The sequence below is a fragment of the Bradyrhizobium sp. JR4.3 genome, assembly GCF_040547695.1.
In the GTDB taxonomy this organism is placed as follows: Bacteria; Pseudomonadota; Alphaproteobacteria; order Rhizobiales; family Xanthobacteraceae; genus Bradyrhizobium; species Bradyrhizobium canariense.
Map to the genome: position 1 here is coordinate 1 of NZ_JBEPQF010000013.1, position 25,040 is coordinate 25,040.

Here is a 25,040-nt window from a genome sequence, read left to right on the forward strand (position 1 = left end):
CATGGTCGGCCCCTCCACAAGCCGACAACCCATGAGTCACAAAAAAACTGATTTGGGAATCCCGCGCAGCTTAAACTCTGCCAAAGTAGTGCTAGTACCCGGAATCATAGCTGAGTGATACGGCGGCCTCTGAATCTGCGCTGCCGAACTCTTTTCCTGGTCCAGACGAAGGACTCAGCTTTTTCGTTGTATGCGTCGATATAGGCATCGATGTGCTCTGGAGCTGCTTAAGGCTTGTGAAGGAAGCGCCGCTGAGAGACTGCCCCTGCAGGACCGAGAACCATACCCCGACCTGATTGAGCCAGGACGCGCTTGTCGGCGTAAAATGAAATTCCACATTGGGGTGGGCTTTGAGCCAGTGCTCGTTCTTCTTATCGGTATTGAGATTGTCGAGGATGACGCGAAGCTGGCGGCCCGGAAATGCCGCGGTCTCCATGAAGTCGAGGAACTCGACACGGCGCCGCCGTTTTGAATGCTCGCGATGATCTTTCCGGTCGCAACCTCGAGCGCTGCAAACAGCGTTGTCGTGCCATGCCGCTTGTAGTCGTGGCTCTGACCGGTCGAGGCGCGGCCATTGGGCAACTTCAGATAACCTTGCGCTCGCTCCAAGGCCTGAATCGAAGGCTTTTCGTTCACGCAGAGCGCCATAGCCTTCTGGGGCGGGGCAACGTAGAGGCCGACAACATCGGCGGCTTTGGCCGTAAAGTTCGGGTCGTTGCTCTCGCACCAGGATTTGCGAACAACAAGGTCGATCTTGTGGTTGCGCAGGAACCGCCACACATATTGGACGTCAACATCGCCCAGCGCCTCGGCCAGCAGCGGTCCGGTCCAGCGTGCAAACCCTTGCGGTGCTGGCTTGTCCAGCTGCTTCAGTATCCGCTCGTCTGTGGCCTTCGTATAGATTGGCTGCTTGCCGGGCCGCGGCTTGTCTTGCAGCCCTTCAAGGCCATGATCGGCATAGCGTTGTCGCCAAAGGCTCAATCGGGCCTGCGAGCGGAGGCGCACCTAATCGCCGAAACTATCGGCCACCGCCTTCCTATCTCGCACATCCATTTCGGCGGCGGCACGCCGACGATCATGGCGCCCGAGACCTTCGCCGAGCCGCTTCAGACCATGCAATCGTGCCTAGACACGGTCGCCAAATGCATCGAACTCCGGCCGGATCGCTTGTGGGTGTTCGGTTACGTGCATATGCCCTCCTTCAAGAAGCATCAGCGCAAGATCGACGAACACGCCCTCCCCCAAACAGTCGAGCGCCATCTTCAGTCGGAATTGATTCCAGAAGCCCTGGTCGACGCGGGCTACGTGCGCATTGGTTTCGACCACTTCGCCCTCCCCCGCGACAATCTTGCCGCGGCGAAGCGCGAAGGGCGGCTGCGTCGGAACTTCCAGGGTTACACCGACGACACCCCCGAATGTCAATCGGCCCTTTAATTGCGGTTTGTTGTCAAGCTACCATTCTTCCTCTCTCCAGTGACACGCCGGTAGCGATTGCTCCGTCGGAGCTGGTCAGGTTGCGGAGACGGAGCGATCGCGGATGGCGAGACGATTGCCTAGCGGGCTTGGCAATCGATGTCGTTGGCGGCTTCGTCGGGTTGGGTTGATGTCGTAGCTGGGGTCATGGTCCTTTCCGAGGTCGCGAGCGCCTCATGATGATGTCCGGATCGGGCGCCTCAACGTTTGCAGCGGAGTGCGGGCGAACCGCCACCAGCCGATTGACCGAGGTCACCACGACCACCGTCCCAGCGGGACATCGCCAGTCCGGCGGACCGGACCAGGAACTTGCGAGCAAATATCAGATTGGCTTCGGCTGGCCCCAGTCGAACGACGTGCCATCGACCCAGATGCAGTGGAGAATCACGGCGATCTTTCGGGCGATGGCGACCTTTGCCTTCTTCATGCCGATCCGCTTAGCGAGCTTTATGCCCCAGGCCTTTAGGGAACACCACTTTTTGGTTCGATAAAGAAGGACAGTGGCGGCCTCGAACAAGTAAGTTCGGAGAAGCCGGTCGCCCCATCGAGATATCTTTCCGTTGGTGTCGGTTTCGCCGGATTGGCTGCGCCTCGGCGTAAGGCCGAGGTAGGCGCCGACCGTCGAAGCCGATCGGAAGCGCGAGGGGTCATCGATCGTGTGGCGGAACGTTAGGGCCGTCACGACACCGACCCCCGGGACCGTCATCAGGCGACGCGTCGTCTCGTCCAGCTTTGCCAACCGGCGGACCTCGTTGTCGAACTTACCTTGTTGTTGACAAACGTTCTCATGGATCGAGAGCAGCGGCGATATCACGCTAAGAAGCAAATGATCGACGCCAAAGAGTTCGCTGACCTGGTTGCGGAATTGTTGGCCGATCGCGCGAGGGAACAGCAATCCACATTCCTTGATCAAACTGCGAATCTGGTTCTCGATGTCTCGGCGCATGGACACTAGCCGAGATCTGGCGACAAGGATCGCTCGGATCTTCTGGCTTTCCTCACTTTTGACTTTTACCTCTCGATACCATCCAACCCGCACCAGTTCGGCAAGCCCTCGCATCATTCTGATGCTCTTGTTCATTCGGACCGACAAAGCTGCGTGCGCATGCCGAGCGTCGATGCAGACCACCGGAAGCTCAACCCTGCGGAGTTCATGCCATAGCCAACTCGCCATCGCACCGGTCTCGAAGCCGACACGCTCGGCATGAGGCGCATGTTTGTTAAGCAGGTCAGTCAAGGCACCAGGATTAGACTTGGCTTTCCCTTCGAAGATTACTTGACCAGTCTCGTTGACAACGCACACAGCGGTTTCTCTCTGTGAGACGTCCAGCCCGACGTACTGCTTCATGGGTGAGCTCCTTCGAATCATTTGATTGCGAGGGCTCAACGATAACGAAGGTTGTCTGCCACGAGCGCCGACCGCAATTACGTCATCGTTTGCAAATTTGACCCCTCATCGGCGTCCAATTTTGGCTCTGACGCATATTCGATGATCGAGATTGTTTTTATGGCGCGCCAATCAGCCTAGCCTGAAGGAGATCGAGCTTAGCGCGTCCGTACATTTGCCGTTTGACCAGCTTGAGCTTGGTGATCTGAGCTTCCACTTGGCCATTGGACCATGGTTGCGTGATAGCCGCGTGCACCGCGCCCTTATCGTTGGCAATGCCATTCGCGAACGAGGCAATGAGGCTCCGCTTGGATTCCTCAATCCAAGGTTCGAGCTCCATCTCGGCCTTCTTTCGGATCATCGCGTGGAAGTGGCCAACGAGAGCGTGGGCATCGGCCAGCATAGGAACGCTTTGTTCAATAGCGGCAACCGTGACGGTCTCGGCCTTGGTTAGGTGGTCGCGCTTCGTCGTCATCAACTGCGCTATCGTCCTGGCGGCCGGGACCTTCTGCAATTGTTGATGGCTGATAGTCTCGGCACGCCGCCGTCGCGTCGCCCATTCCGCCACCACGCGCAGCGATCCCATAAAGCCTGGTCCCTTCAAACGGCGCCAGAGTTCGGCACCGTTGCGACAGCCGCCTGACCACTGCGCGTCCAGGAACGGCAGGTGCCCATCCAGGGTGCTTTGACGGGGGCGGAAGACATCCGTACCGCCTACGCGATTAATTTGGCGAACCAGATTGGGACTATGTCCTGAAGCAGAGCGACGGTAGCTAGGCCGATCGGGACTGTGAGCGCGAGTGCTGTACTTGCGCCTCGACTCGCCTCTAAGTACTCACGAGCGCCGAGATGACGAGATATGAACGACGCTGTTCCAACCCCGATCCCCTGTCCGGCTGCCGCGAGCAGGACGACGATCGGCAAGGTCATGCTGACAGCTGCGATCGCCTGCGCGCCAAGTGCGCCAACAAAGATCGCGTTGACGAGCTGCTGTAGCGCATGAATCGATAGCCCAACTACAGATCGAAGGGCGAGCCGCAGGATAACGCCGAGAGATGCGGGTCCGATAAATCGAGTGCTGTTTTTCTTGGGCATCACGTTGCGCTCGCTGTGATGGCGAATTCCGTGTCCGGCTCATTCATGGATGAACGTGTCGCGAGCTATTCCAAATTCGCTGAATCGCGTACTCAGCGCAACCCTCTCCGAGTCCGATCTTGCACGACCGCGGGTAAGTTCGTCTGCGCCGGTCGATTGCCGTGATCGCGTCGACCGGTTGACGCTTTTCACAAGCTGATTTTTGCCAACTCGATTTTCCGTAGGCATACGCCTCTCGTCTATCGTAACCGTCTGTTAACAGAATAGCGAGGACCCCGATTGAGGTGTGCGTGGCGTGGCCACCTAGGTTCTGCCGGTCATATTGTGCCGCTCTGCCCCTTGTTGGCCTCTCGTCGTTTGCGTTGACTTCTGCTTCCTCGATGATGATCGGCGGGGGAACAGGGCGGGACCCCAGGGCCTTAAGTTGGCTTTGGCATCTACGGGATCTTGTAGTGGACGCTCCAGCGTCTGCATGAGATTCATCAAGCGCTTGCACGGGATGGTCGCCGACCCGCACGCCGGCCGGGACCGGGCCCCGACGAGGTCGACCAGACGCGGCAGGCCGTCGCGTACTGCCTGGCTCATTCGAAATGGAGACTCAGGTGCAAGCCCACAAACATCCGGCATCAGATGAAGATACTCGCTATCTTCTTGTGCGTTGCCGACAGCGCCTCCTCGATCTGCGCGCGCATTTCGCGCCGCCTGTCGTCTGGTCACTGACCGCTCGGGGCCTCTGCACTTGTCGATTCCGATTATCGGCGCGCCGACTGTCGTGCTTCCGTTTCTTCGGCCCGGTGCTCATGTGGCAGATGCGCGGCGGTCACGCCATCATGCGCCATCTCGCGATCGAGCTAGTCGAACTGAAGACAATGGGGGCGATGTCCGACCGGGACATGCTGCTTCTTCCGGGTGTCGGTCACAGGAGCCTAGCGCAGATCAGGACGTGGCTCGTGATGGCCATCGAAGAGGAGAAGAGGGGAAGAGGGGATGATAATACACCGCGAGCGCCTGCTCAAGATTCTGAGGCTCACGGAGTCCAACCACGACGGCGAGGCCATTGCCGCCATGCGCATGGCCAACAAGCTGATACGCTCCGCAGGCAAGACGTGGGAGGATGTCGTGTCCGGCTTCGCGGCTCCGGCGCCCAAGTCCTACGGCTCCCCCGCCTCGTCTGACTACCGAACTCCGCCTAGCAAGCGGAGGCCGAAGACCGAGCCCTAGAAGATATACGATGGCAACATCGGAACCTATCTCAAGGCACGGACCGAGCGCAGACCGACCTGAGCACCGCTACGTTCCTCGCGTCGCTGTCTGACTACTACGAGGCGAACGGCTACCTGACCGAGCCGCAGCCGCAGTACGAGGCTGTGACGCGAATGCACAACACGAAGCCCGGGAAATCAACCTGGAGGTTCTGGTGAGTCCGAGGAAGTCCAGGACCAAGCCCGGACGGAAGTTCCTCTCGTACCAGCGCGAAAGGCGTGCCAAGAGACCTGACGCGTGCTGCGGTCGCCGCCGTAACTACCAGGAACAGGTCTGGCGATGCGCGCGAAAGCTTTCGCTGTGCATAACTTTTGTGATCGACCCAGATATCGCTGGAGGACGCGCGGCCATGGACTCCATGATCACGGCCAAGGGCAACATCAGGCACGGATGCGCGAAGCTCACGGCGTTCGGTAACGACCCGGGCACCATGCTGACGATGCGCGACAAGCTGACTGAGGCCGGGGGATTTCAGCAGCGAGTAGCGAACGCGGGGATGCACGGCCCTCCTCGCGGCTCGTCACGATCACTTCGACCCGCAATGGTCTCGCCTCCGGTCTCGGCGCGCGCACTTGACGTCGACTATGCCGTCACTCATGTTCTTGCCCTCCATCACCACGTGTGGCGGCCGTTCGGATCGAGCGATGGCTCGCCGTCCGACATCGATCTCGACGGGATCATCACCGGCGACATCCGGCAGACCGTCGAGACGCTCGACCGCTGCGTCGGCTGGCATCGTCGGCGACGGCTCGTTGATGCGGTCGGCCGTCGGCCGCTGGGTCAAGCCTATCATCCACCGGCCCCGGGGCAGCACCGTGTTCTGCAACGCGGGATACGACCTCGGGTGGTTCAACTGCGACTGGGACGCCAGCCGTCCTGACCACCGACAGAGTACCCGTCACATCCATCTGGCCGAGTGGGCAAACTATCCGCCGGGCTTTATTTAAGTTCGAGGCAGCGCACCGACTTCCAAACCTCCCGCAGACACATCGCTGTCATCGGATGCACGGTCATTCCTATCGGATCGAGGTCGTGCTGAACGGGCCGGTCGACCCGCACACCGCGTTCGTAGTGGATTTTTCGAGCCGGCGCCGCTCTCCTGGCGGCACGAAGGGCGCGATGCGTGCCCGAAATCCGACGCCGACGCAAAGCATGTCAGGTTACCTACAGGGGACCTTACTGGGCGTGTGGATGTTTTTCAAAGCTTTGTCATGTGCTTAGTGCGCGCGGACAGCCTGGCACGGTGATTGCTAATTCAGGCGAAGCGACAAGGTCGCGCAACAGGTAACTTTGGAGATAATCATGGTGCTAGGCACGGAGTCCCCGGCTCCTTCGCTCAAAGTCGAGAACTGGTTGCGTGGCGAGCCCCTCACGAACTTCCAGCCCGGTAAACTGTACATCGTCGAATTTTGGGCAACTTGGTGCGGCCCATGTGTGGTGGCGATGCCTCATCTGATAAAGCTGCAAGCAAAATACAAAGACGAAGGGCTTGAGGTCATCGGAGTCGCAGCTAGTGAACAAGCACCAACGGCGGATGAGGCTCGCACCAAGTTGGACGCATGGTTGACTGAAAAGTTCTCAAATCTGAACTATCGAATCGGGTTCGACAGTACAGGCGAAATGAACAAGCTTTGGATGAATGCCAGCTCTTCTCGTTGGATTCCGAGATCGTTCGTCGTCGACCGCGACGGCCACATTGGCTTTATCGGTCGTCCGAGCCAAATCGACGACGTCTTGCCGAAAATTATCAACGGCACGTGGCGCACCAGCTATGAAGCTAAAGCCGCCGAAGCGAAGCGGATTGCCGAAAGCCAACGCGAGGCGCGCGAACGCTCAATCCGCCGGACAATTCAACCGGCGATGGAAGCAAAGGATTGGCCGGCAGCGCTCTCAGCGGTCGAAGAGGGCATTGCCGCGATGCCGGACAATCTCGAGTTCCGCGACATTCATGCGGATCTGTTGCTTCACAAAATGCGCGACACGGCGACCGGCTTCCAGGTCTTGCGCCAACTGGTTCGAGACGCGATTGAGAAACGGTTAGAGGCTGTATGTGGGCTGAATATCGTGATGAGGCAACTCTATGATCCGGAGAACGATAGGGCCTACCTTCCGCGTGCGGAGCGCTTTGCGATCGGCAGGGAGGTGTCGGAACATATCCTCAATCCTGGGCAAGCCAGCGCTGGCCTCGATTTCTATTCTTATAGGGGGCTCGCTCAGTATTACTACGAGAGTGGTGACAAGCACCGCGCGACCGAGCTGATCGAGCGGGCAATGACATGGCTAGACGATTCGAAAGTGCCGGACGCTATGAAAAAGCATTATATGCCGCAGTTGCTCCAAACCTTGGCCAACTACAGAGGCGAGAAGGTTTGTTGCGGCGGGTCTTGTTCGATTTCGCAGGAAAAGTCTCCTGGAGCTCAAAAATGCGGCGGAAAGGAGGAGACATGAAGGAGGATGTTAATCGAAGATGCACGATCGGGGCTATGAAGCGCCTTCGAAGCGCTTGCGGCCAGCAGAATCATTCATGACACGCAGGTCACAAGGAAAACCTAGCCCACAACGAGTGATGCGACGCCCTGCGGCCCGTCTTTGCTGGCTGTCTGGTTAGTCGTTCGTGAAGAACCGTCCAAGCGGTTGATCAAGAATCGATTTCCCGGGCGAGATTGGCTTTGAGATTGCAAGCTTTCGGGCTTTGACTGCCCAAAAGCTTGCAATTTCATCTTTGAGGATTCCGTCGAATCGCAAGGCGTGATTCCGTGATCGCATCGGAGGGAGCGATGCAACCAAAGAACGACGAGAGAGCGACAAGCGATCTCCTGCGCTCACCGGCTGAACGCGATCATCGACGTCGGCCACCCACTGGTGACGCTGGCACAGACTTAGACTGGTAGTTCCTGGAGCAGCGGTTCGGAGCGGTCTATGAAGACAAGCCGGCCGGCCGCCATTGCCTTCCCGGCCGATGGCGGGACTCGCGAACCTCAAGCACACCTACGACCTCTCCGACGAGGCGTTGTGCAAGCGCTGGGTGGAGACCCCCTATTACCAGTTCTTCTGCGGCGAGGAGTTCTTCCAGCACCGGTTGGTGTTCGATCGCTCTTCGCTGACGCGCTGGCGACAGCGGATGGGCGAGGAGAAGTTGCAGGCCTTGCTGCAGGAAAGCCTTGTGGTGGCCAGTAAGACCGAGGCGATCAATCCGGCCGATCCTAGGGTCACCGTCAATACGACAGTGCAACCCAAGAATGTGATGCCGATGCCAGCCTGCTGAACCGCGCCCGCGACGGTCCGGCTGGCAAAGCGACATGGTGTCAAGCTGCGCCAGTCCTATGCCAGGGTGGGCAAGTTCGCGCTGATCAAGCACCAGCGCTACGCCCACGCCAAACAGTTCAAGCGCGACAACAGAGCCTTGAAGAAACTCAAGGCCTCTCGGCCGCATCATTCGCGACATAGGCCGCAAACTCGGCGGCAACACTGCTGCTCGGTGGGGTTGTGTTGGAACGCATGCTGGCGCGGGCGCGACATGTGCTTGAGCAGAAGCGGCACCAGCGTGGCCCGAAGCTCTACTCGCTGCACGTGCCGGAGGTGGAGTGCATCGGCAAGGGCAAGGCGCACCGGCCTTACGAGATCGGCGTCAAGGTCTCGGTCGCCACCACGCTGGCGCCGGCCCGCGGCGGGCAGTTCGTGACCCATGTGAAGGCGCTGCCCGGCAATCCCTATGATGCCCGCAAACTTGCAACCGTCATCCCAAAGATGGAAGCGCTGATCGGCAACACTATCGAGCGCGCTCTCCTCGACAAGGGCCATCGCGGCCAAGCCCCGCCCGATTACAAGTTCAGGGTGTTCATCTCAGGACAGAAGCGGCGGGTGACCACAGAGCAAGCGCGAGCTGCGACGGCGCTCCGCCGTCGAGCCGGTCATCGGCCATCTCAAATTCGAGCACCGCATCGGCCACACCTACCTCTGGCATCGCCAAGGTGACGCCATCAACGCCGTTCTCGCCGCCGTCGGCTAGAACTTCCGCCGCCCAATCTGCTGGCTCAGGCTCTTGTTGTGGCAAACCAAACCACGGTTCTAATCAGCCTGCAAATCAGGATTCTTCACGGCCGACTAACTATACCGCTGCGCTCACAACGGCCCGCTACTTTCGGCAGATGCGATCCCATCTTATGGAGTAGTCCTAGCACCGGATGTTTATACGTCGCCGTCGGCGCAAGTTGACAGCAGCAGCACTCCAATAGTTCAAATAAGCCCGAGGCGGCGCGCCTTGATAGCACACTGGATTCGGGTGGTCACTTCCAGCTTTCGCATCGCGTTCTTGAGATGAAAATTGACGGTGTTCTCGCTGACTCTCAATATCACCCCTATTTCCCAGGATGATTTGCCCTCCTCTACCCACTGCAAGCACTGTCTTTCTCGTGCGGACAGCACAACGTCTTGCACATCGACCATGTGTTTCTCCTGGAGCCGGGACGACTGGAACGAGATTAGCAAATGCCGTACCACGCGACGGAGATCGCAAACTCTCCTGCCAAGACAAGCCTTGAGGAGCACCGATCAGCCTGGCAAGCTGCCGATCCAACTGCAGCACCATGGGCTATCGAAGCGATTGCGACATAGGTCGTAAACGCGACAGCAGTGGTTGCAACAACGGCACACTTGACGTCCGGGACCTAACCTAGGCATGGGATAGGTCTCCTCATGGCTGGTAAGCGCCAGCATTATGTCCCGCGCTTGTTCCAGCGCGGCTTTCTGCATGACCCCACGAAAGAGGCGGATCGGACCGAGCTACATCGTCGCGGCTCCAAGGCAGGGGTTGTGGGCATTGCCGATCATGCCGTGGAGGACTGGTTCTGTTCGCGTAAATCGCTCGACGACTCGTTGACACTGGATGAGTTGATAAGGGACATCGAACAAGATCAAAGTCGTTAACACCACGGCGCGGGGCGACACTATTGACTCGAATGTCGCCGCGCGATGCTTGATCCACTCGTGATCCGCACCGATCACTTGCATCGCGTGATGTCGGAGGGCGTCAGAAAGGGTTGCGATCCGTCCTATTTGTACGCCACAGCTATCCAGCAGCCATACCTGCGCTCTATGTTTCTTTCTTGCCGGAGAAGCCTACAATCTCATAGCCTCATACCGACTATCGTTCGGGGCGCAGGCATGAGCGGCAAGGGCGAAAAGACTCCGATCGAGGCATTAGGGCCGTCCAAGTAATCGGATAATTCCGCGTGCCACGAAGCGCCGTCGCAAGAACCGTGGCATGCCGCCGCCCGCGACTTCGATATCGATACGCTGCCGGGCAGTTCTAATTTGACGGCATAGAGGCCGCGGCGGTTATCCGGCGCACGCCCGGCGCGCTGGAGCAGTCGCGGTGGGATCCGAACCACGCGCTGAAATGGCATTACGTCGACGGCGGCCCACTCTATCCTGTCGATGCGGTGCACGACTACGTGCGCCGAGATGCCCGGGGTTTGCGGCGATGATCGTCATCGCCTCGGAAGCCGCATGGAACAGCAGGCCATAAGTGCCGATCGCACCCGATAATCGGCAACACTAGCGAACTTGAATCCGCGGTAAGTGCGCCGCAGGCAAGCGGATGACGATCTGGCTGTCCGTGATGTCGACGACTTCCTTGCGCTTCCTCCCATCATCGTACCGCAATTCGATCATCACTCCCGATGCAGATGGGGCAAAGGGCTCAGGCGTAAGGCTGATCCACCCCTCCTCCATATTCAGAATGATCGGTCCATCCGCCCGGAAACGGGCGTCAAGCAGCACCAGGTCCAATCGGAGAAACTGGAGCCGCACGTTGAGCCGTCGCCGCACGCCATCACGTGGCCAGATACGCAGGGTCTGAGCGAACGTCTCCATAATGCCGCCGTGACAAACCTGCCCAAAGATGGGATCGTCGGCAACGATCGTCGCAGCAGCGCGGACCGCCCCACAAAATCCCAGGTCGATCTCGCACGAGTAATACCACGTTCCACGGTGATGCGGCTGACCGAGCCATGTGGTCCCGCTCGGCGCCGGCTCGAAGCCGCCACCGGCCGCGCCGTCATTCTCCTCACCCGGATACCAATAGCCATGACCGGCTGACGCGGGGCCGCTGTTCAGCAAGGCCCACGCGCTGAGTTGTGACGCATAGCCCAGACGAAGGAGCGGATGCGGGTCGTCTGCATCGTTCAGCGCGTGATCAAGCAGCGCCCAGCCGCCCATCTGCGCCATGTAGGTCAGCGTATATGCGTCGCCCGCAGTCGCGCGATAATCGCTGCCCAGGTAGTAATAAGCAGGTTCCAGCCAGCCACGGCAGAACAGGTTTGCAGCGATCTGACGCTCCGCGAAGGCACGGGCTGCCGCCTTCGAAACCCCCATGGCGACAGGGTCGTCAAGGGCCGAGCGCGCCAGTGCCTGCGTTGATTCGAAGCCTGTGGAATCGAACGGATATTCCGACCCGAACAGGTCAGCCTTCGGATCGACGAAGGCGCGCACCTTACGCGCCCAGTGCGCCTCCAGCGTCGCCGCCTCGCGCATCAAGCCCGCCGTCGTGAGCGCCGAAAGAAGTTCTGGGATGACACATTCGTTGTAGAAGCCGGTGCAGTAGGCGGACCACATCACCACGCGCATCGGCACCGTGAACATGGCCAGCGCCGTACCGTAGGCGCGTACCAAATAATCTCTTGCGCTCTGGCGGGTGGGTATCGCGGGATGGTCACGCGCGATGCGGTGCATGGCCAAATACATCGCGAAGATGTGCGGATAGTCATAAGGCCGCCAGATATGCAGGCGGCCCTTGGGGCCGGGATCGCTGCTTTCCCGGTTCTGCTTCCAATCGGGTATGCCGTACAGGCTGTAGGCGTATGCCTCCTGTGTGGTACGTTGCAGCCCGCCCCAGACGAACGTATCAATATACCGGTCCAGCGCCGCCACTTCCGCCGCATCAGGATGCTCGGCATTCTTGGTCGCGAGGTAAGCGGGCTTGCTCAGCCCGGGATCGTCGCACGTCACCTCGTAGATGCGCCCGCCCTTGATCCGGTCGTAATTGTCCGGCCCAAGCAGGACCTGCGTCTCCATGTTCCACTCGCCGAACAAACCGTCGTACCATTTGGACGGGTCACGATGCTGCCGCTTCACGATGAAAGCTGCGCGCTTCTTCATCATCGTCTCGACGGGTTCGGTAACGAAGAATTCAAGAAACGTCTGGCGCGCACCCGGCTGGTGCAGAGTCAGCCGGTTCTCGCCCAATCGCGAAAACCGGACCCGCCATAGTCGCCTGCCAGCCCGATCCGGCAACCGTTGCACCACCGTGTCGCCGGTAAATTCCGCTTCGATTCGCTCCACCGGAATGGAGGACGCGAGCGCGATGTCGACGTACAGGTCGTTGGGAACCGTCATCCCCGGCATTACCTCCACGTCCACCAGACCGGCGTCCGCGATAGCCCTGCGCGCCGCCTCATAATCCGCAACCCACTGGAAGCGGAGACGGTAATGCCGTTCCTGGGCCGGCGACAGGGACAGGGAATGGGTCGGCTGTCGCCAGCGAGTCCCGCCCGCGACTGCCTCGCCGGCGGCCGCCCCGCCCAAGATGTAGGCGCACCATGTCCCACTGGCTTCGGCCGAATCCTTGTGGACATTCCAATATTCCAGTGACGTGTCCGCTTCCGGTAAGAGCATAAGGAAGGGACCGCTGCTGTTGCCGCGAATCCAGAAGATGTGCGAGCCATGCTGCGAGACGAAGCTGTGCTTCAAAACAGCCACCGACGCCGGTTGCCCTGCCGGAAATTCGGTGTTCATCGGCATAGGCAAATAGAGGTCGCCAACCTCCACGCTCGCCATGCCGTCGTTCCGCAGCATGATCTCCCACGTCAATCCAGCCTCGTCGACTGCGAGGCGGGTCGTGAGAAGGACGCCGGCATCGCGGGCTGCTAGTTCAAGGGCCGCGCTATGCATCGGCTTCGTTGCATCAACGCCGGTTCGAAGCGTATGCCACTCGGATCCGGCACGCCGAACTCTAGCGTGAGCCGCCCCCAGCACGGCTCCAGGCAGGACATAATCCGTGTCATGCGCATCGTTCCGATAACGCAACGAGGTAATGCCGTCTTGTGTGCACCCAACGACGAAGGACGAGTCGGCCGTCTTCAACACCATGGCAACCTTGCGCGGCGGCCGATTGGGTTTAGGCAGCGTAACGCGCCCGAACAACGCGCTACCCAAGAAGCTCCAGCCCAACAGCATCGTACGACGCGTATACGTCCAGACTTTAGACATGCTTTTGATGTATCCGGTATTGCCCCATGCGGATAATCAAGGCGTGCCGCTTCCCGCCGTAAACGTCAACGCGATAAAAGCGACATACGTTCTCAAGTACCGAGTGTTCGGTCGGCAGGGCTTCGTCACCATCGGTCATCACGGCGCCCCTTGGACACCAGAGCTTGCACGCAAGGAGGCCAAGCGGCTGCGCCAGAGCGGGCTTGCGGGTCGAATTCACGCGCGGAGCTGGAGAACGGAAACTAACACCGCGGAGAGGCCGAGGCGCTGGACCGGAAGCGTGACTCTCAACTTTGTGATCCGAGGCGTGCCGCCTCGGCAAGGCAATTGGAGGAAAGCTTGCCCGCGAAACCGACCTAAGGCGTGCGATCTGCAGTCATTCCGGCGACGGGGGCTGCATAACGCCGCGACGGTCTCGTTAACGTGGCTGCACAAAGGGCAAGCGAGGCGTGCAACGGCCTCTGCCAGCGGCTTCCCGAGGATCAACACGCCATGGTGCCGGTTGCCGCTGTAGTCCTCGGTGCTGACCTAGGCACACAGGACCCGCGCCAACACGACCGCACCGGCACCGGTTTTCGGCTCGATGGCCGCAACCTCGCGGGCAAGGTCATCAATCGCCCGATAGGCCGAATAGAGCGCCTCTTGGGCGTCTCGCAGTCCTGATCGCTCGATGGCCGCCGCCCGGTCGCCGTCATATCGTTCGGCTGCCGCGATGATTCGCTTAACCTGTTTGCCGAAGCCCGTCCGGCCGTCGCAGCGTATCTGCCCGTCCTTGATGAGTTTCCTCAATCCGGTCGAGTGGATGATCATCGTCGGCCGCGCCGGCCGCGCCTTGCCGTCCGCATCAACGACAACCCCACTCGATAGTGGCGTGTCGTCCACGTCCCGCACCTCATAGGCGCAGCCGCCCCAGAAGTGGGAGTGGCAGACGATCTCCTCCGGCACGTCCGGCACGAGCGACCTCGCCAAGTCCTTGGCCGCCGCCAGCTTGGGTTGCGCCGCTGTGAAGGCGTCGACCAGCCCATCGAGGCGCCGGCCGGCATCGAGCAGCGCGGGATGCTCTTCAGGAGCCGCAAGGGCGGCCGTCAGGGGGATGGCCGCTGCGACGCTGGCGCCGGCCAGTACCGCCGCAGCGCGGAAGGAAGCCTCTGCGGGCAATTATTACGGGGCTGCTCATGCCGTGACCGCTTCATGATCGGATTGCTCTTCGACGTCATAGCCGGCCCTTGGAGCCCAGCAGGGCAAGTACACCGCGGCTCCGGATTCGGCCTCGTGCGAGCCCAGAGATGGCTCAACGCTTCCGTCATCCTCGAGGTCGGGGGTTGCCGTCGAGCTGATCAAGCGTGTCGATCGCGTCGCGAACGAGATCCCGCAATCCCCGAACGTACTCGCCAGAGCCCAGCGGCTGCTCCAAAACGGTCGAAATTTGATTGGCCACCCGTTCGGTGGCATTCGCCAGTCGGATGATGGCATGTTGCCACGCCGGGCTAGGCGCGGCGTCTGGCGCTTCTAATGCCCGAGCTGGCTTGTGACCGACATGTTGGGAAATCGCACCAGCGCGGCGCGCTCGCAAAGCTGTGATATTCTCAGAATCAACCTGAGCCATGACTAACCTCATAGTTTGGGCCAGGCCCGTCACGGTTGTTCGAGCAATCGCGGCGGGCCGCTTGTTATTCAAGCGAAATTAGCGTAGTACATTTATCGTGCTCCAGTCGAAAAACGTAGTACGTAAACGCCCGGGCCGTCCGGCCACTGGCCAGGATCCTGTGACGGCGATTCGCCTCTCCGCTGAAATGCGAGAGAGCGTTGACGCTTGGGCAGCTAGACAATCGGGCACTCCCCGTCGGTCCGAAGCCATCCGCCGGCTTGTTGAGATCGGTCTGAAGATCAAGAAATGAGAGAAGCGTTATCCTTGTCCGTTTTCGCGGTTGAGGTCGACCGGCGTCCTGTTTTTGCATTTGCTTCGAGAACCCATGCGGCAGCAGAAGCGATCTTTAACGGCGAGGAATTGCGCACGAAACTCTCGGCCCTCAAGTCTGGCGGAGCCCCTCTGTGTGACAATTACGGGATCATGCGCTTGCGCCTAGCGCGGCCTGCGGAAAGAGAGATCTATGAGGACCAGCGCTTTGGACGAATCCATCACAATGAGTTCTACGGCGCCTTCTTGGTCGAGCTGGATCGGGACGCGGGCAGTCTAGATCACGTCCTGGACGAATTGATCGACCTCGGAAACCCGGAAGGCTCAGATTGAAAACGTAAAAATCCTAACTTCTCTTTCGTCCCTTTATTGGGATAATTCGCGCGGGCCCCATTGGTCGCCTCACGGCAGGATCAACTTGCGGATCGCTCTCAGGGGCCGGCCCTCCCTCGACGAAGGGAATCCATTCGACCTCCTCAAATCCATAAGCGATTGACCACCAGCGCTCACTCAGTGACGCTCCTCCCCATAGGAATTCTTCGACCGGTGCCTCGTCGTCTTCCGGGTCGCCTCTATCGAGCGGCACAGGCTTAGCGGGGCTTTCCCACATGATCCCGCCATCAGGCAGCTCGGGGTACTCGCAGTATGGTACGTCGGTGCACTCGTCGACGGCCAACTCGAGATCGATCTCGTCGTCAGCAGTGAAAATCCCGACGAAGTCTTTGTTCTTGATGAGCCGAACGAGAAAGGCGGGCATATACCGAGCGCTCCGTGTGGCTGGCTTAACCTGCCGCAGAAGCGCCCAGCTACGCCAAGGTAAATTCGGCTCTAGGAATTTGGTTGACTTTGTTGCCCTGCGGCTTGCGCGCCCGCTTTGGTTGCGCTTGGATGGAAGCGCTGCCGATTGCATTCCCTAGCGGTATGCTCCCGCAGGTTTGATTAGATTGCCCAGAATCGCTGGAAGGCGAGATGCCTCAATTGGTTTTGAATCGAAATGCTATCAGACAACCAGTTCAAATAGCTGTGGTTCGCTCCACAGAAATGGTCGACTTCGCATTCGCTGCCATGGCAGGCACTGACCTGTCAAAGGCCCCGCAAGGGACGAACTTTATTAATTTCAAGGCGCCTGAGCTAAGCGCCGGCGAACGGAAAGCCGCCTATGAAGCTTGGATCTTGGCGCGCGGCTTCCACGACGTAGTACGCGGAGCGAAAGAAACGCTCGAGCAGGCCTATGTCTATCTTGCACTGCTGGATAAGCAGCCGGAAACACAAGAACAGATCGACAGCCTCACGGCCCGTCTCAAATTAAAAGCTCAACATGCGGGATTTGAAGACTTGTTAGCGACAGCCAACAAGCGGTTGATCGTGCAGCTTGAATTCCCTTCCGCATATCGCTTCAGCAGGCCCGCAATTGCCTTGAGCACCGCGGCGGCATCGTCGGTGCTGAAGACTGTAAGGGTGCGCAGACATTCAAACTGAGTTTCCCCCGAATTAAGATCTTCTACATCCGCGACGGCGGCGAAGTCGAAGTTGGTGCCGGCTCCATTATCGAGCCTGACGAAGGACAGACACACGCGGCAATAATGATTCGACTTGAGTTACAAACTAGGGAGTTTGCAGTTGGTGATCGGCTCTCGTTTTCGGCTGCCGAATTTAACTCGATTGCATTCGCCGTCATGCAGATGGGGGAGCACATTGCCAATCGCTTGCCCCTGTGGCGGGCGATGACGCCCCTCCAGCAGCCGGAGCGCGCCCAATAGAGACGGAAAAATGATGCAGTCGACACCGAATGCACTCACAAAGTTGAATGTCGCAAGGCATCAGCTTGGCACCGCTCTCGACCTGTTATCAAGGATCGCGATCCCGTCGCGGTGCAATGTCTGGCTTGTGGCGGCGGTGAATTGATTGAGGCGATAGCTGCTTCGGAGAACATTCGCACCTTCTCGACTCACATACTGGAGACCTACCCGCGGCTAGACACCGGAAAAATTCGCCGTCTTCAACGGCAATATTGGAATGCGTTCAAACATCTGAGCACGAAGGAGGGTCTGCGCAGGGAAGATGACGAGCTGCTGGCAGCATTCAACGATACGGTAAACGACGCAGCACTATTCATCGGCTGGTGGGACTATTTTTCTGTTACGGCTCGCTTGCCACTCCCTGTACAGGTATTTCAACTTTGGTGGTTCTCGCTCAATGAGGACAAGCTAGCGCCTGGTGCTGATCTAGATACCATCCGCGAGCTATTCCCCAACATGATGCTGCAAACACGAACCGAGCAGAAGCGGAGGCTGCGCCGGGCGGCCGAAAAGTATCGTCATGACAAAGCCGTCCTTCAAGATAGCCGAACAGAGAACAATCCCCTGTGCTTCCCGGCTGCCGTCTTCCAGCGCACGTGATGCATCGTTTACCACCATGGCTCTCGCTCACTCCGCTTCTTAGCTTGCGCCCCTCCACTAAAGCCCAACCCGTCTCGATGCATTACGGCTTGCGCTCTCCCTTCGGTTGCGGTTGAATTTGGGTTGAGGGATGGGGGAATCAGAATGAGGGCGATAATTGCAGCCGGCTTGATGGCGCTCTGGCTATCGGCCGCGTGGTCGCCGACGGCGGAAGCTCAATTCGAGCCGTTGGCATTCGCGGTCTGCAAGAAGATCCCGAGCGACGCAGACAGACTGAAGTGCTTCGATACGATCGGGAAACAAGCTGAGGATCAAGACTCAAGCACCGAGCCCAACCCGGTCAAAGATAAGTGGACGTTCCGCGGGAGCAAATCCCCGATTGATGACAGCGATCAGCTCGTTGCAATGCTCCAGGGCGAAGCCGGGGAAGCGTTGCTGATCCTGAGATGCTGGGAGAACAAATCCGAGGCCGTCTTTATCCCGCCCGATCTCGTTATTTCTGGCACGGGAAACCGCTACGACCTTCTAATCCGGATCAACGGAGATTCACCAGCCAGTGTGGCTGGTCTCGGCAGCACGAATGGCAGGGCGATCTTTGTTCCTAACGCCCGTGACTTCATGAAATTGCTCCCGGATCAAGGCAAGCTGTTCATCAGAGCGACTGGTTTTCAAGGCAGATCCAGCGACAGCACGTTCCTCTTGAATGACGTTACAGCCGCAAGGAATCGGATTGCAGAGACTTGCCGTTGGACGACATCTAAGTCGAGCTCAATGAAGGCGGGCAAATGAGCTCCCTAGCGGTTTTTGAGGCGGCCTTATGAAAGCATGGCTATCTGTTCTGGTTGCGATCGTTGCGCTGATCATTGGAGCACAATTCATATCGATCTTTGTCGTTCAACCGATCGGTGCGCTTCCGGAAGGCCGCACCGTCATTTTGCTGCGCAAACCTTGGAGCAGCGCAAAAGGGCTGGCCTTTATCGATAGCCCAGACGCGTTCTGCGCACGAAATAGCGCAGGTGTTACGCTGCTGTGCCGGGGGATCACAGCAGGAGCGATAGCGAAGAACGCCACAATTCTTGCTCGGCTTCCCTACTCAGCGACCCTGTACGGCATCAGCACGGGCGGCCGCACCTATGAGCGGTAGAGTCTCATCAGACCTGGTTTTTCCGTGTTGTTGCTGGGGGCGCCTGCGCTTGAATTTCGTCCAGTCCGTCTGGTACTCAGGATCCTTTCCCATTTTGATGCGAGCGGCATCGAGGACTAAGCAATGGCGGATGAGCCAAAGAACTGGACCTGCCCACACTGCAACCGGCCGCAAACCTTAACCGCTGGCCAGCGTCGCACTCGGGATGTTTATCTTGGCCAGGACAACAATAAATATGGAAACCTTGGTTTCTATATCATGGTCACGGCTTGCACCAACCCGGACTGCCGCGACCTTAGTGTAAATGCGCATTTGACAACTGGCGAGGACATGCACTCCGACTTTAGGTCGAACAATGTTATTGAGACCTATCACCTCAAACCACAGGGCGCATCGAAGCCACAACCCGACTACATTCCAAAAGCGCTCCGGGACGACTACTTCGAAGCATGCGCCATTCGAGATTTGAGTCCAAAAGCTAGTGCCACTCTTGCGCGGAGATGCCTACAGGGAATGATCCGCGACTACTGCGGCATCGCGAAATCGAGGCTCATAGACGAGATCAAGGACCTTAGAAGGCAACTTGACGACCACACCGCAGCCAAAGGTGTCACTCACGAAAGTGTCGACGCAATCGATGCTGTACGCAGTGTCGGCAACATTGGCGCGCACATGGAGAAGGACGTCGATCTGATCGTCGAGATCGATCCTGGTGAAGCCCAGATGTTGATCGATCTGATCGAAATGCTGTTCGTCGACTGGTACGTTGAGCGCGAACGACGAACTCGCCGATTAGCGGAAATCACCGCTCTCAGCGCCCAAAAAGCGCTTGAACTTGAAGAAGCCAAGAAGGCGAAACTATTGGCCCCGCCAGACGCCGGTCTACTCCTTAGGGGCACGGCAGCCGCAGGGTGGCTGACCGGAGACCACTTTGCCACCTGTCCCGGTCCGAAATCGGAACAAGGAAAAATGGCAATAAACTAACGTAAGTTATTTCCGACAGGCGCGATCGCGCGAAGCATTGACATCCTTCCAGCGGCGTTGTGGGGAGTTTCACATGTCATTCAAAAGCACGACCATTGCTGCGCGCGTCGAACTCCTCAACGACCGGATCCGGCGCCTAGCCATCATGCATATTGCGGAGCAATACGAGGAGGTCCTCGTTCTCAGGGAGACACTTCGGCTAGCCAAGGCCGATGCAAGGACTCTCGTGCCGCTGCGCGCGAAGGACGCGCACGCTAGACTCATACACGACCACCATCCTGTTGATGGCCTCACCTAGCAAAGTTGGTCTGAGAAATCCGTCGCGCGTGACGGTGAAGCGCATCTGCGAAGGCGTTTCTGACCGCCTCTGAATCTTCGGTTGACCACTCTGGCAGAAGATTGGCATCGACGAGCGCGTCAGCGATCATCCCGCGGTCTAGCACGATCTCGCCGGCGCCGACTTCGACAGGCACTAGCCGTTTGCCGCGCCCCTTGCGCTCGCGCCGTTCCTGCTGACGTTGGGCTCCGGTCTTGGCCAACGTTTACGCCTTCTGAGGCTTTGGACCATCCTTGCAGAAGTCCATGATTGCCGAACCGAACACTTCCTCGAGTTCGCCCTCGGTCATCTGGATGGCCGCCGCGATCTGGTCGAATGGGGTGTGAAACCACAGGAGAGCCATCGCAATCGGCAGGTCGGAGAGAATCGCTTCCTCTGGCGTCGAGGCGATACAGCCTCGAGATTAGGGCGTCGCGCCGAGGCTCAAATTCCCAGATCGTGCGGCCGATTTCTCACGTCGTTGCCCCAACCGTTGCACCGGCGAAGCGGATGGGTGCGGCTGGGCGAAGTGAGTCCATCCCTCGCGCTTCGCACGTCTGTGTATCGTGGTGTCTGTCGTGTGAAAGTCCCGCGCTAACTTCCTGATCGAGCAATGCTCTCCCTCATAACGCCGACGGATGGCGGCCCAATCAGGAGAAAAATTTTCTTCGTTACTTGCCATCGTTGCACCGTTGCAGTCTGAAGGATTTGTATTTGCAGGACAAACTCTGCGCGTGAGATTGGCGCCGGTCCGCACTACGTGCTGCCCTAGATCTTTAGGGGTATCCCCCAGGTCACTTGATGACCTTGAGATAGGCATTGGCTGCCAGCCGTCGGTTGGCCTTTCGCTTTGCAGGCGAGACCTTCGCTCGAGCTCGCGGCTGAGACCAAGCTCGCTTTCGAGCGCCAGCGATTCTGCAGCACGTGCGGTAACATCGGCTGGAGAGAATGCAAGGACAGGCCTTGCATGCATGAAGGGTGATTACCGGCGGCTGGCGGTTGAGGCCATGCCCCAATCGCACGGAATGGAAGCCGAACAGGCTGCCCCGAACGGCCGAGTCGAACTCGATCTACAGCAATCCTGACGGCGATCATCGTGGCGACTGGCTTCCCGGTGATCCCTACGCCAACAAGCCCTATTCCAAGGCGATTCTACTCGATAGTCGGGCCGAGCGGCCGGACGTTCTCCCCGCCGCCGGGCAGGTTTTGGCGTACGTCGGAAGAAAAACTTCAGGCGTTGGATGCTGACGGACGCATCTGGTGGGTCCGAAGGGCGAAGCTCGGCCCAGCATCAAGAAATACCTCACCGAGGTGGGCGCGCTTGTGCCCCGCACGCTCTGGAAAAAGGAGGAGGTCGGTAGCAACCGGACCTCAAAAAACGAACTTCGCGCTCGGTTCCCCGACGAAGCAGCATTCGACACACCGAAACCAGAACGGCTGATCGAACGAGTGCTTCGTATAGCTACGGCGCCGGGCGACATTGTCCTCGATTCCTTCGCTGGTCAGGAACCACCGGCGCCGTTGCGCACTAGATGGGCCGCCGCTGGATCATGGTCGAACTGGGCCACCACTGTGAAACCCTTCTGGTCCCGCGCCTGGATACTCGACCAATTCAGCGGACGTACCAAATGACTGCGCAATCTCATCCGAAGAATATTTTTTGCTCACCGCTTCGACTACTGCTCCCCTCGGCAGTAGTACCGCCGAGGCCAAATAGTAGGCATCGTGTTCTTCTGATTTATCGTATGTTCTGCCATATGCTTCGGCTACCCGGGCAATCTTCGTGAGCTTGTGGCCTAGAAGGATGTGCCAGTACTCCTCCAAAAGAGTTACGCGCTGACGCTCGATGGTGTCTTGCGATTCCGGAAGCTTGAATGCATAAGCCATTTCTTCCCCCAATGTTGATGTTCGTTCGAACCCATTCGTCTACCTGCACGACGTTCACATGATTCCAGCGGCGGCCTCACAAGTGAATGCCGGTACACTGTGCAATACCGTGCGGCCAAACTAGCGAGCGTGGTCTGCGCCGCCGGACCGAAGTGCGATTACGTGACTTCGGCGAATGCGGAAGGATCAAGCTGCGCCCGCGAGTTACGGAGGAAGCGTTGACCAAATGCCGCCCGAGCGAGAACTAACGCCCGAATGCTCGCGAGGGCCGCATCCTCAAGGCTCCAAGCTATGATAGCACTGACTTTTCTAACCGATTGCCGCTACGTTCGTTCATCAACGCATCCATGCCGTTGCGGTGCAGCCACAGAAGTCCTCGGGCGAGTTGCCGCAAGTCGTTGCGGTCCGCGCCAATAGGTAACCTTCTTGCACGACGGAGAGCCTGCTGCTCCAAAGATGATAGGTTGCGTTCCAACTGCTGCCTGAAATCGATATTTGACCTTGGCGAATGCTTGTCTATCCCGTTTCAAATATCAGTATTGTGAAATAGCCCACAATTCATTCCCTTATGCGCCAGGAACCATCACTCATTGTCCCTGCCAGATTGGTTGGCTTCCGCCCGAGTTAGAACTCTCCACTATGCTGGGCCTGGCTTGTTAGGTGTGCCGTTCTTGCAACGTCACAATTGTTCCATTGGCCTTCGAATCGTTTTTGACTTCACAGGGGGGTCCGGCGTTTGATTGTGGCGGACCCGGGAGACATTTATCTCGAAGACATTTTGAGGCGGGTCCAAGAGGTCGCTGTCCAGCGCCAGCGGCCTCTTCGCTAGCTTCATCGCGAGAGGCCATCCGATGCCGATGCAAGTATGGGCTGTCGCTACGTCGATCGGCTGGACAGTCGTCACGGCCGTGATCCTGCTCTATTTGATCTTCGGACCTGGCTAATCCGGCGCTCCCCAAAGGGTGCGAGACGCCTAAACGTCATTGATTTGGGGCCCGTGCCAAACAGCGAATTAGAAAAGCCCGCAGAGGAGAAATCGTGTCTGCCGGAGCCATGTCGTAAGGTGATGCTACCCGCAGCGACTACGCGGCTGCCACGGAGCGACACCCACTGACATCGTCGACGTCGACATCGATATCGGCCGATCACGGTGGTGCTGATGTTGGTGCTGCCGATGATGATCATCATTGGCGTCGACAACGAATGTCGATCATGCTGATCGGCACCATGCTGCCGATCAGCATGATGCTGCTGGCGGCCATCGCCGGAAACTATGCCTCACCGAGCAGTCGACGGCATTGCCCGGCTCTTGCGATCAGGTGCTCGGCGAGACGCCCGATGATGGCATTGTCCAATCCGTCTTTCTGCGCTTGCTTCCGTACGGCGGCTACAATGTCCGGAAGCTGCTCGGCCATGGAAATTAGTCCGGCGATCACCTTGTCAGGATCGAGGCGCGTTTCGCGCGCGAACTTCTGCCAATCGCGTAAACTAATCTGGCTGAGCTTGTAATCACCGCCGATTTTCATCGCGAGCTTGATTTTCTGCAGATCGACGTCATCGTAGGGAAGAATGCTGGCGATATCGTAGAGCGGCGCGAGTCGTACGTGAGGGCCTCCGGCCAGCAGCAGTAAATAATTCTTGGCATGAGCATTTGTACCCGCAATCAGCCAATTGAAGCCTAGCGCGTCGACAAACGTGTCAACGTCGGCGACACGATCCGTGGAGTAGGTGCGCAAAAGCTCGATCACATCGGCAGGGCTTGGTCCGCCATCGTTTTGATACTTCATGGTCGGCAGGATGCCGAGCGCCTGGCAGATATCTTCCTGGTGGACACGGACGATCTCGTTCCCACTGAACTGCCGGTGGTAGCGCTCGATGACGATGGCGATTTCCTATCCGAAATTTATCACCTCGGTGTCGGCGACGGGCAGACCGAGATTACGCGCAAGCATGAGGCAGATATGTTCATTTTCCGCGTGTCCATCGAAATGGCCGGTCGGCGGTTTTGAGGATATGCGTCGTCGGAATGCGCCCAGAGGGAATTCCCCATTTGCCCTTTTGCAGAAGCAAGGCGGTTTTGGGTTGGGCACCCGCAAGGCTGAATTGTCCGGTATCGCGCGGCAACCGCCATGCGGCGTGATCCTCGCGTAAGATTTGTAGACGTTTGGCGATCGCCGTGTCGTCGAGCCAATCGACCTTGTCCTCGGCGTCGCTTCGCAAGGCGTCCAGCCGATCAGGCGTGACGAACTGAATGGCACCCGCGCAATCCTCGCCGACGTAAGAGATAAGAGCAAACACGTTGCGTGCGGACACCTGAAATCTTCGAGCCCATCGTTCGAGCACGCGTTCGTTGTCGGGCAGGAGTCCCCAGAGGAAAGCCTGCACGGCGGAAGGACCGTGCTCTTCGGCCGCGAGCGGCTTGGACAGCGACAGCGGATAGGCTCCTTCGGCCTAGCGCCAGTCTTTGTCATAGACAAAGGTGAGCCGGCCGCGGGCGTCATTGCGCACGCGGCCGATTTCGCGACCATCCAGCAGAGCAACAAGTTCGCTGGTCATGCCTTTTTCTTCGTGGCCTTGGCCACGATGGCATTGATATCGACGGCTTGCCTGATGACCCCGCTGGCGGGCGCTTGGTCGGTGCTCGCATCCAGGCGAATGTCCAGGGCGTCAAGAGCGCGAAGGATCAGCCCGAGCTCAGCGCGCGCGTGACCGTGCTCGACCTCGATCACCCATTGGCGGCTGACGCCAATGCTCTTGGCAAACGTCGATTGATCGAGTTTGAGCTTCTTGCGCCGGTCGCGAAGGATGGCGCCGAGTTCGGCCGGGGTGCGTAAGAGCATGGGATTTCCAAATGTCAACGTTCGCTTACTTTTCCCATAAGTCTGCGTTCGTTGACAACACGAAAT

Annotated in this window: 24 protein-coding genes and 6 pseudogenes; 15 read left to right on the forward strand and 15 right to left on the reverse strand. The window is 58.7% G+C overall.

All coding sequences use genetic code 11. The features are described from left to right. Positions 1-104: 104 nt before the first annotated feature. A pseudogene (locus ABIB91_RS20985) lies at positions 105-981 on the reverse strand (IS630 family transposase); the annotation flags it as partial. Here ABIB91_RS20985 and ABIB91_RS20990 point away from each other — a divergent pair. Continuing rightward, positions 979-1,407 (forward strand): annotated as a pseudogene (locus ABIB91_RS20990) (hypothetical protein); the annotation flags it as partial. The pseudogenes ABIB91_RS20985 and ABIB91_RS20990 overlap by 3 nt on opposite strands. 388 nt (positions 1,408-1,795) lie before the next feature. Here ABIB91_RS20990 and ABIB91_RS20995 read toward each other — a convergent pair. The 3 genes and pseudogenes from ABIB91_RS20995 to ABIB91_RS21005 form a co-directional block, all read right to left on the reverse strand. After that, on the reverse strand, positions 1,796-2,821 hold the full coding sequence (locus ABIB91_RS20995) for an IS110 family RNA-guided transposase (protein ID WP_354165802.1): 1,026 nt from the start codon (positions 2,819-2,821) through the stop codon (positions 1,796-1,798). Positions 2,822-2,978: 157 nt separating this feature from the next. After that, positions 2,979-3,617 (reverse strand): annotated as a pseudogene (locus ABIB91_RS21000) (ISL3 family transposase); the annotation flags it as partial. Then, complete coding sequence (locus tag ABIB91_RS21005; RefSeq protein ID WP_354165795.1) at positions 3,575-3,955, reverse strand: MATE family efflux transporter; 381 nt, start codon at positions 3,953-3,955, stop codon at positions 3,575-3,577. The pseudogene ABIB91_RS21000 and the gene ABIB91_RS21005, both read right to left, overlap by 43 nt. Before the next feature lie 987 nt (positions 3,956-4,942). Between ABIB91_RS21005 and ABIB91_RS21010 the strand changes: the two genes are divergently transcribed. The 5 genes and pseudogenes from ABIB91_RS21010 to ABIB91_RS21030 all read left to right on the forward strand — a co-directional run. After that, positions 4,943-5,176 (forward strand): hypothetical protein, encoded by a 234-nt coding sequence (locus tag ABIB91_RS21010; RefSeq protein WP_354129162.1) that lies wholly within the window; start codon positions 4,943-4,945, stop codon positions 5,174-5,176. Positions 5,177-5,576: 400 nt separating this feature from the next. Continuing rightward, positions 5,577-6,098 carry a hypothetical protein gene (locus ABIB91_RS21015; protein WP_354165785.1) on the forward strand — a complete coding sequence of 174 codons (522 nt, stop codon included), beginning with the start codon at positions 5,577-5,579 and terminating at the stop codon, positions 6,096-6,098. A gap of 47 nt (positions 6,099-6,145) precedes the next feature. Continuing rightward, positions 6,146-6,298: pseudogene (locus ABIB91_RS21020) on the forward strand (6-pyruvoyl trahydropterin synthase family protein); the annotation flags it as partial. 222 nt (positions 6,299-6,520) lie between these two features. Next, the gene (locus ABIB91_RS21025; RefSeq protein ID WP_354165782.1) at positions 6,521-7,666 is read left to right on the forward strand and encodes a TlpA disulfide reductase family protein; all 1,146 of its coding nucleotides are present in this window, start codon (positions 6,521-6,523) and stop codon (positions 7,664-7,666) included. Between the two features lie 329 nt (positions 7,667-7,995). Continuing rightward, a pseudogene (locus ABIB91_RS21030) lies at positions 7,996-9,224 on the forward strand (IS5 family transposase); the annotation flags it as partial. A 230-nt stretch (positions 9,225-9,454) separates the two neighbouring features. Here the strand turns inward: ABIB91_RS21030 and ABIB91_RS21035 are convergent. Further along, positions 9,455-9,646, reverse strand: a pseudogene (locus tag ABIB91_RS21035) (response regulator transcription factor); the annotation flags it as partial. Between the two features lie 267 nt (positions 9,647-9,913). Between ABIB91_RS21035 and ABIB91_RS21040 the strand changes: the two are divergent. Further along, complete coding sequence (locus tag ABIB91_RS21040; RefSeq protein ID WP_354129159.1) at positions 9,914-10,144, forward strand: hypothetical protein; 231 nt, start codon at positions 9,914-9,916, stop codon at positions 10,142-10,144. 630 nt (positions 10,145-10,774) lie between these two features. Here ABIB91_RS21040 and ABIB91_RS21045 read toward each other — a convergent pair. The 3 genes from ABIB91_RS21045 to ABIB91_RS21055 form a co-directional block, all read right to left on the reverse strand. Continuing rightward, positions 10,775-13,486, reverse strand: a complete 2,712-nt coding sequence (locus ABIB91_RS21045; protein WP_354165778.1) for a DUF5695 domain-containing protein — start codon at positions 13,484-13,486, stop codon at positions 10,775-10,777. A 528-nt stretch (positions 13,487-14,014) separates the two neighbouring features. Beyond that, positions 14,015-14,644 carry a hypothetical protein gene (locus ABIB91_RS21050; protein ID WP_354165775.1) on the reverse strand — a complete coding sequence of 210 codons (630 nt, stop codon included), beginning with the start codon at positions 14,642-14,644 and terminating at the stop codon, positions 14,015-14,017. Between the two features lie 145 nt (positions 14,645-14,789). Next, on the reverse strand, positions 14,790-15,092 hold the full coding sequence (locus tag ABIB91_RS21055; RefSeq protein ID WP_354129156.1) for a hypothetical protein: 303 nt from the start codon (positions 15,090-15,092) through the stop codon (positions 14,790-14,792). Positions 15,093-15,398: 306 nt separating this feature from the next. Between ABIB91_RS21055 and ABIB91_RS21060 the strand changes: the two genes are divergently transcribed. After that, positions 15,399-15,737 (forward strand): hypothetical protein, encoded by a 339-nt coding sequence (locus ABIB91_RS21060; protein ID WP_354129155.1) that lies wholly within the window; start codon positions 15,399-15,401, stop codon positions 15,735-15,737. A gap of 13 nt (positions 15,738-15,750) precedes the next feature. Here the strand turns inward: ABIB91_RS21060 and ABIB91_RS21065 are convergent, their stop codons facing one another. Continuing rightward, positions 15,751-16,161 (reverse strand): hypothetical protein, encoded by a 411-nt coding sequence (locus tag ABIB91_RS21065; RefSeq protein ID WP_354129154.1) that lies wholly within the window; start codon positions 16,159-16,161, stop codon positions 15,751-15,753. 212 nt (positions 16,162-16,373) lie between these two features. Between ABIB91_RS21065 and ABIB91_RS21070 the strand changes: the two genes are divergently transcribed. The 6 genes from ABIB91_RS21070 to ABIB91_RS21095 all read left to right on the forward strand — a co-directional run bounded on the left by ABIB91_RS21070 (position 16,374) and on the right by ABIB91_RS21095 (position 20,229). Beyond that, a complete protein-coding gene (locus tag ABIB91_RS21070; protein ID WP_354129153.1) occupies positions 16,374-16,883 on the forward strand; it encodes a hypothetical protein in 510 nt (169 codons plus the stop codon). Between the two features lie 422 nt (positions 16,884-17,305). Beyond that, the gene (locus tag ABIB91_RS21075) at positions 17,306-17,803 is read left to right on the forward strand and encodes a hypothetical protein (RefSeq protein ID WP_354165770.1); all 498 of its coding nucleotides are present in this window, start codon (positions 17,306-17,308) and stop codon (positions 17,801-17,803) included. Positions 17,804-17,947: 144 nt separating this feature from the next. After that, complete coding sequence (locus tag ABIB91_RS21080) at positions 17,948-18,592, forward strand: hypothetical protein (RefSeq protein ID WP_354165767.1); 645 nt, start codon at positions 17,948-17,950, stop codon at positions 18,590-18,592. A 28-nt stretch (positions 18,593-18,620) separates the two neighbouring features. Beyond that, the gene (locus ABIB91_RS21085) at positions 18,621-18,947 is read left to right on the forward strand and encodes a hypothetical protein (RefSeq protein WP_354129151.1); all 327 of its coding nucleotides are present in this window, start codon (positions 18,621-18,623) and stop codon (positions 18,945-18,947) included. A 123-nt stretch (positions 18,948-19,070) separates the two neighbouring features. Further along, positions 19,071-19,931, forward strand: coding sequence for a DUF4145 domain-containing protein (locus tag ABIB91_RS21090; protein ID WP_354165764.1), 861 nt, complete (start codon positions 19,071-19,073; stop codon positions 19,929-19,931). Between the two features lie 73 nt (positions 19,932-20,004). After that, entirely contained in the window at positions 20,005-20,229 is a 225-nt protein-coding gene (locus ABIB91_RS21095; protein WP_354129149.1) for a hypothetical protein, read from the forward strand. On the opposite strand, the gene ABIB91_RS21100 is transcribed toward ABIB91_RS21095, so the two are convergent. Both ABIB91_RS21100 and ABIB91_RS21105 read right to left on the reverse strand, forming a co-directional pair. Further along, positions 20,222-20,470, reverse strand: a complete 249-nt coding sequence (locus ABIB91_RS21100) for a hypothetical protein (RefSeq protein ID WP_354129148.1) — start codon at positions 20,468-20,470, stop codon at positions 20,222-20,224. The genes ABIB91_RS21095 and ABIB91_RS21100 overlap by 8 nt on opposite strands. Before the next feature lie 3 nt (positions 20,471-20,473). Beyond that, on the reverse strand, positions 20,474-20,611 hold the full coding sequence (locus tag ABIB91_RS21105) for a hypothetical protein (protein WP_354129147.1): 138 nt from the start codon (positions 20,609-20,611) through the stop codon (positions 20,474-20,476). A 959-nt stretch (positions 20,612-21,570) separates the two neighbouring features. Between ABIB91_RS21105 and ABIB91_RS21110 the strand changes: the two genes are divergently transcribed. Then, complete coding sequence (locus ABIB91_RS21110; RefSeq protein WP_354253286.1) at positions 21,571-21,879, forward strand: DNA methyltransferase; 309 nt, start codon at positions 21,571-21,573, stop codon at positions 21,877-21,879. Here the strand turns inward: ABIB91_RS21110 and ABIB91_RS21115 are convergent. From ABIB91_RS21115 to ABIB91_RS21130, 4 genes are all read right to left on the reverse strand, one after another. Then, positions 21,796-22,134, reverse strand: a complete 339-nt coding sequence (locus ABIB91_RS21115) for an ImmA/IrrE family metallo-endopeptidase (protein WP_354165756.1) — start codon at positions 22,132-22,134, stop codon at positions 21,796-21,798. The two genes, ABIB91_RS21110 and ABIB91_RS21115, sit on opposite strands and share 84 nt — an antisense overlap. A 1,271-nt stretch (positions 22,135-23,405) precedes the next feature. Beyond that, positions 23,406-24,023, reverse strand: a complete 618-nt coding sequence (locus tag ABIB91_RS21120) for a HipA domain-containing protein (protein WP_354253287.1) — start codon at positions 24,021-24,023, stop codon at positions 23,406-23,408. A 76-nt stretch (positions 24,024-24,099) separates the two neighbouring features. Beyond that, positions 24,100-24,519 (reverse strand): HipA N-terminal domain-containing protein, encoded by a 420-nt coding sequence (locus tag ABIB91_RS21125; RefSeq protein WP_354129145.1) that lies wholly within the window; start codon positions 24,517-24,519, stop codon positions 24,100-24,102. A gap of 167 nt (positions 24,520-24,686) precedes the next feature. Next, positions 24,687-24,974: a helix-turn-helix domain-containing protein gene (locus ABIB91_RS21130; protein WP_354129144.1), complete on the reverse strand. Its 288-nt coding sequence runs from the start codon at positions 24,972-24,974 to the stop codon at positions 24,687-24,689. Positions 24,975-25,040 lie beyond the last annotated feature (66 nt).

Excerpts from the sequence above, each read along its gene's own strand:
- ABIB91_RS21130 (WP_354129144.1), bottom strand. The coding sequence starts at position 24,974 with ATGCTCTTACGCACCCCGGCCGAACTCGGCGCCATCCTTCGCGACCGG.
- ABIB91_RS21025 (WP_354165782.1), top strand. The coding sequence starts at position 6,521 with ATGGTGCTAGGCACGGAGTCCCCGGCTCCTTCGCTCAAAGTCGAGAAC.
- ABIB91_RS21045 (WP_354165778.1), bottom strand. The coding sequence starts at position 13,486 with ATGTCTAAAGTCTGGACGTATACGCGTCGTACGATGCTGTTGGGCTGG.
- ABIB91_RS21085 (WP_354129151.1), top strand. The coding sequence starts at position 18,621 with ATGAAAGCATGGCTATCTGTTCTGGTTGCGATCGTTGCGCTGATCATT.
- ABIB91_RS21005 (WP_354165795.1), bottom strand. The coding sequence starts at position 3,955 with ATGCCCAAGAAAAACAGCACTCGATTTATCGGACCCGCATCTCTCGGC.
- ABIB91_RS21115 (WP_354165756.1), bottom strand. The coding sequence starts at position 22,134 with ATGGCTTATGCATTCAAGCTTCCGGAATCGCAAGACACCATCGAGCGT.
- ABIB91_RS21010 (WP_354129162.1), top strand. The coding sequence starts at position 4,943 with ATGATAATACACCGCGAGCGCCTGCTCAAGATTCTGAGGCTCACGGAG.
- ABIB91_RS21080 (WP_354165767.1), top strand. The coding sequence starts at position 17,948 with ATGAGGGCGATAATTGCAGCCGGCTTGATGGCGCTCTGGCTATCGGCC.
- ABIB91_RS21055 (WP_354129156.1), bottom strand. The coding sequence starts at position 15,092 with ATGGCTCAGGTTGATTCTGAGAATATCACAGCTTTGCGAGCGCGCCGC.
- ABIB91_RS21040 (WP_354129159.1), top strand. The coding sequence starts at position 9,914 with ATGGCTGGTAAGCGCCAGCATTATGTCCCGCGCTTGTTCCAGCGCGGC.
- ABIB91_RS21095 (WP_354129149.1), top strand. The coding sequence starts at position 20,005 with ATGTCATTCAAAAGCACGACCATTGCTGCGCGCGTCGAACTCCTCAAC.
- ABIB91_RS21065 (WP_354129154.1), bottom strand. The coding sequence starts at position 16,161 with ATGCCCGCCTTTCTCGTTCGGCTCATCAAGAACAAAGACTTCGTCGGG.
- ABIB91_RS21105 (WP_354129147.1), bottom strand. The coding sequence starts at position 20,611 with ATGGCTCTCCTGTGGTTTCACACCCCATTCGACCAGATCGCGGCGGCC.
- ABIB91_RS21070 (WP_354129153.1), top strand. The coding sequence starts at position 16,374 with ATGCCTCAATTGGTTTTGAATCGAAATGCTATCAGACAACCAGTTCAA.
- ABIB91_RS21015 (WP_354165785.1), top strand. The coding sequence starts at position 5,577 with ATGATCACGGCCAAGGGCAACATCAGGCACGGATGCGCGAAGCTCACG.
- ABIB91_RS21090 (WP_354165764.1), top strand. The coding sequence starts at position 19,071 with ATGGCGGATGAGCCAAAGAACTGGACCTGCCCACACTGCAACCGGCCG.
- ABIB91_RS20995 (WP_354165802.1), bottom strand. The coding sequence starts at position 2,821 with ATGAAGCAGTACGTCGGGCTGGACGTCTCACAGAGAGAAACCGCTGTG.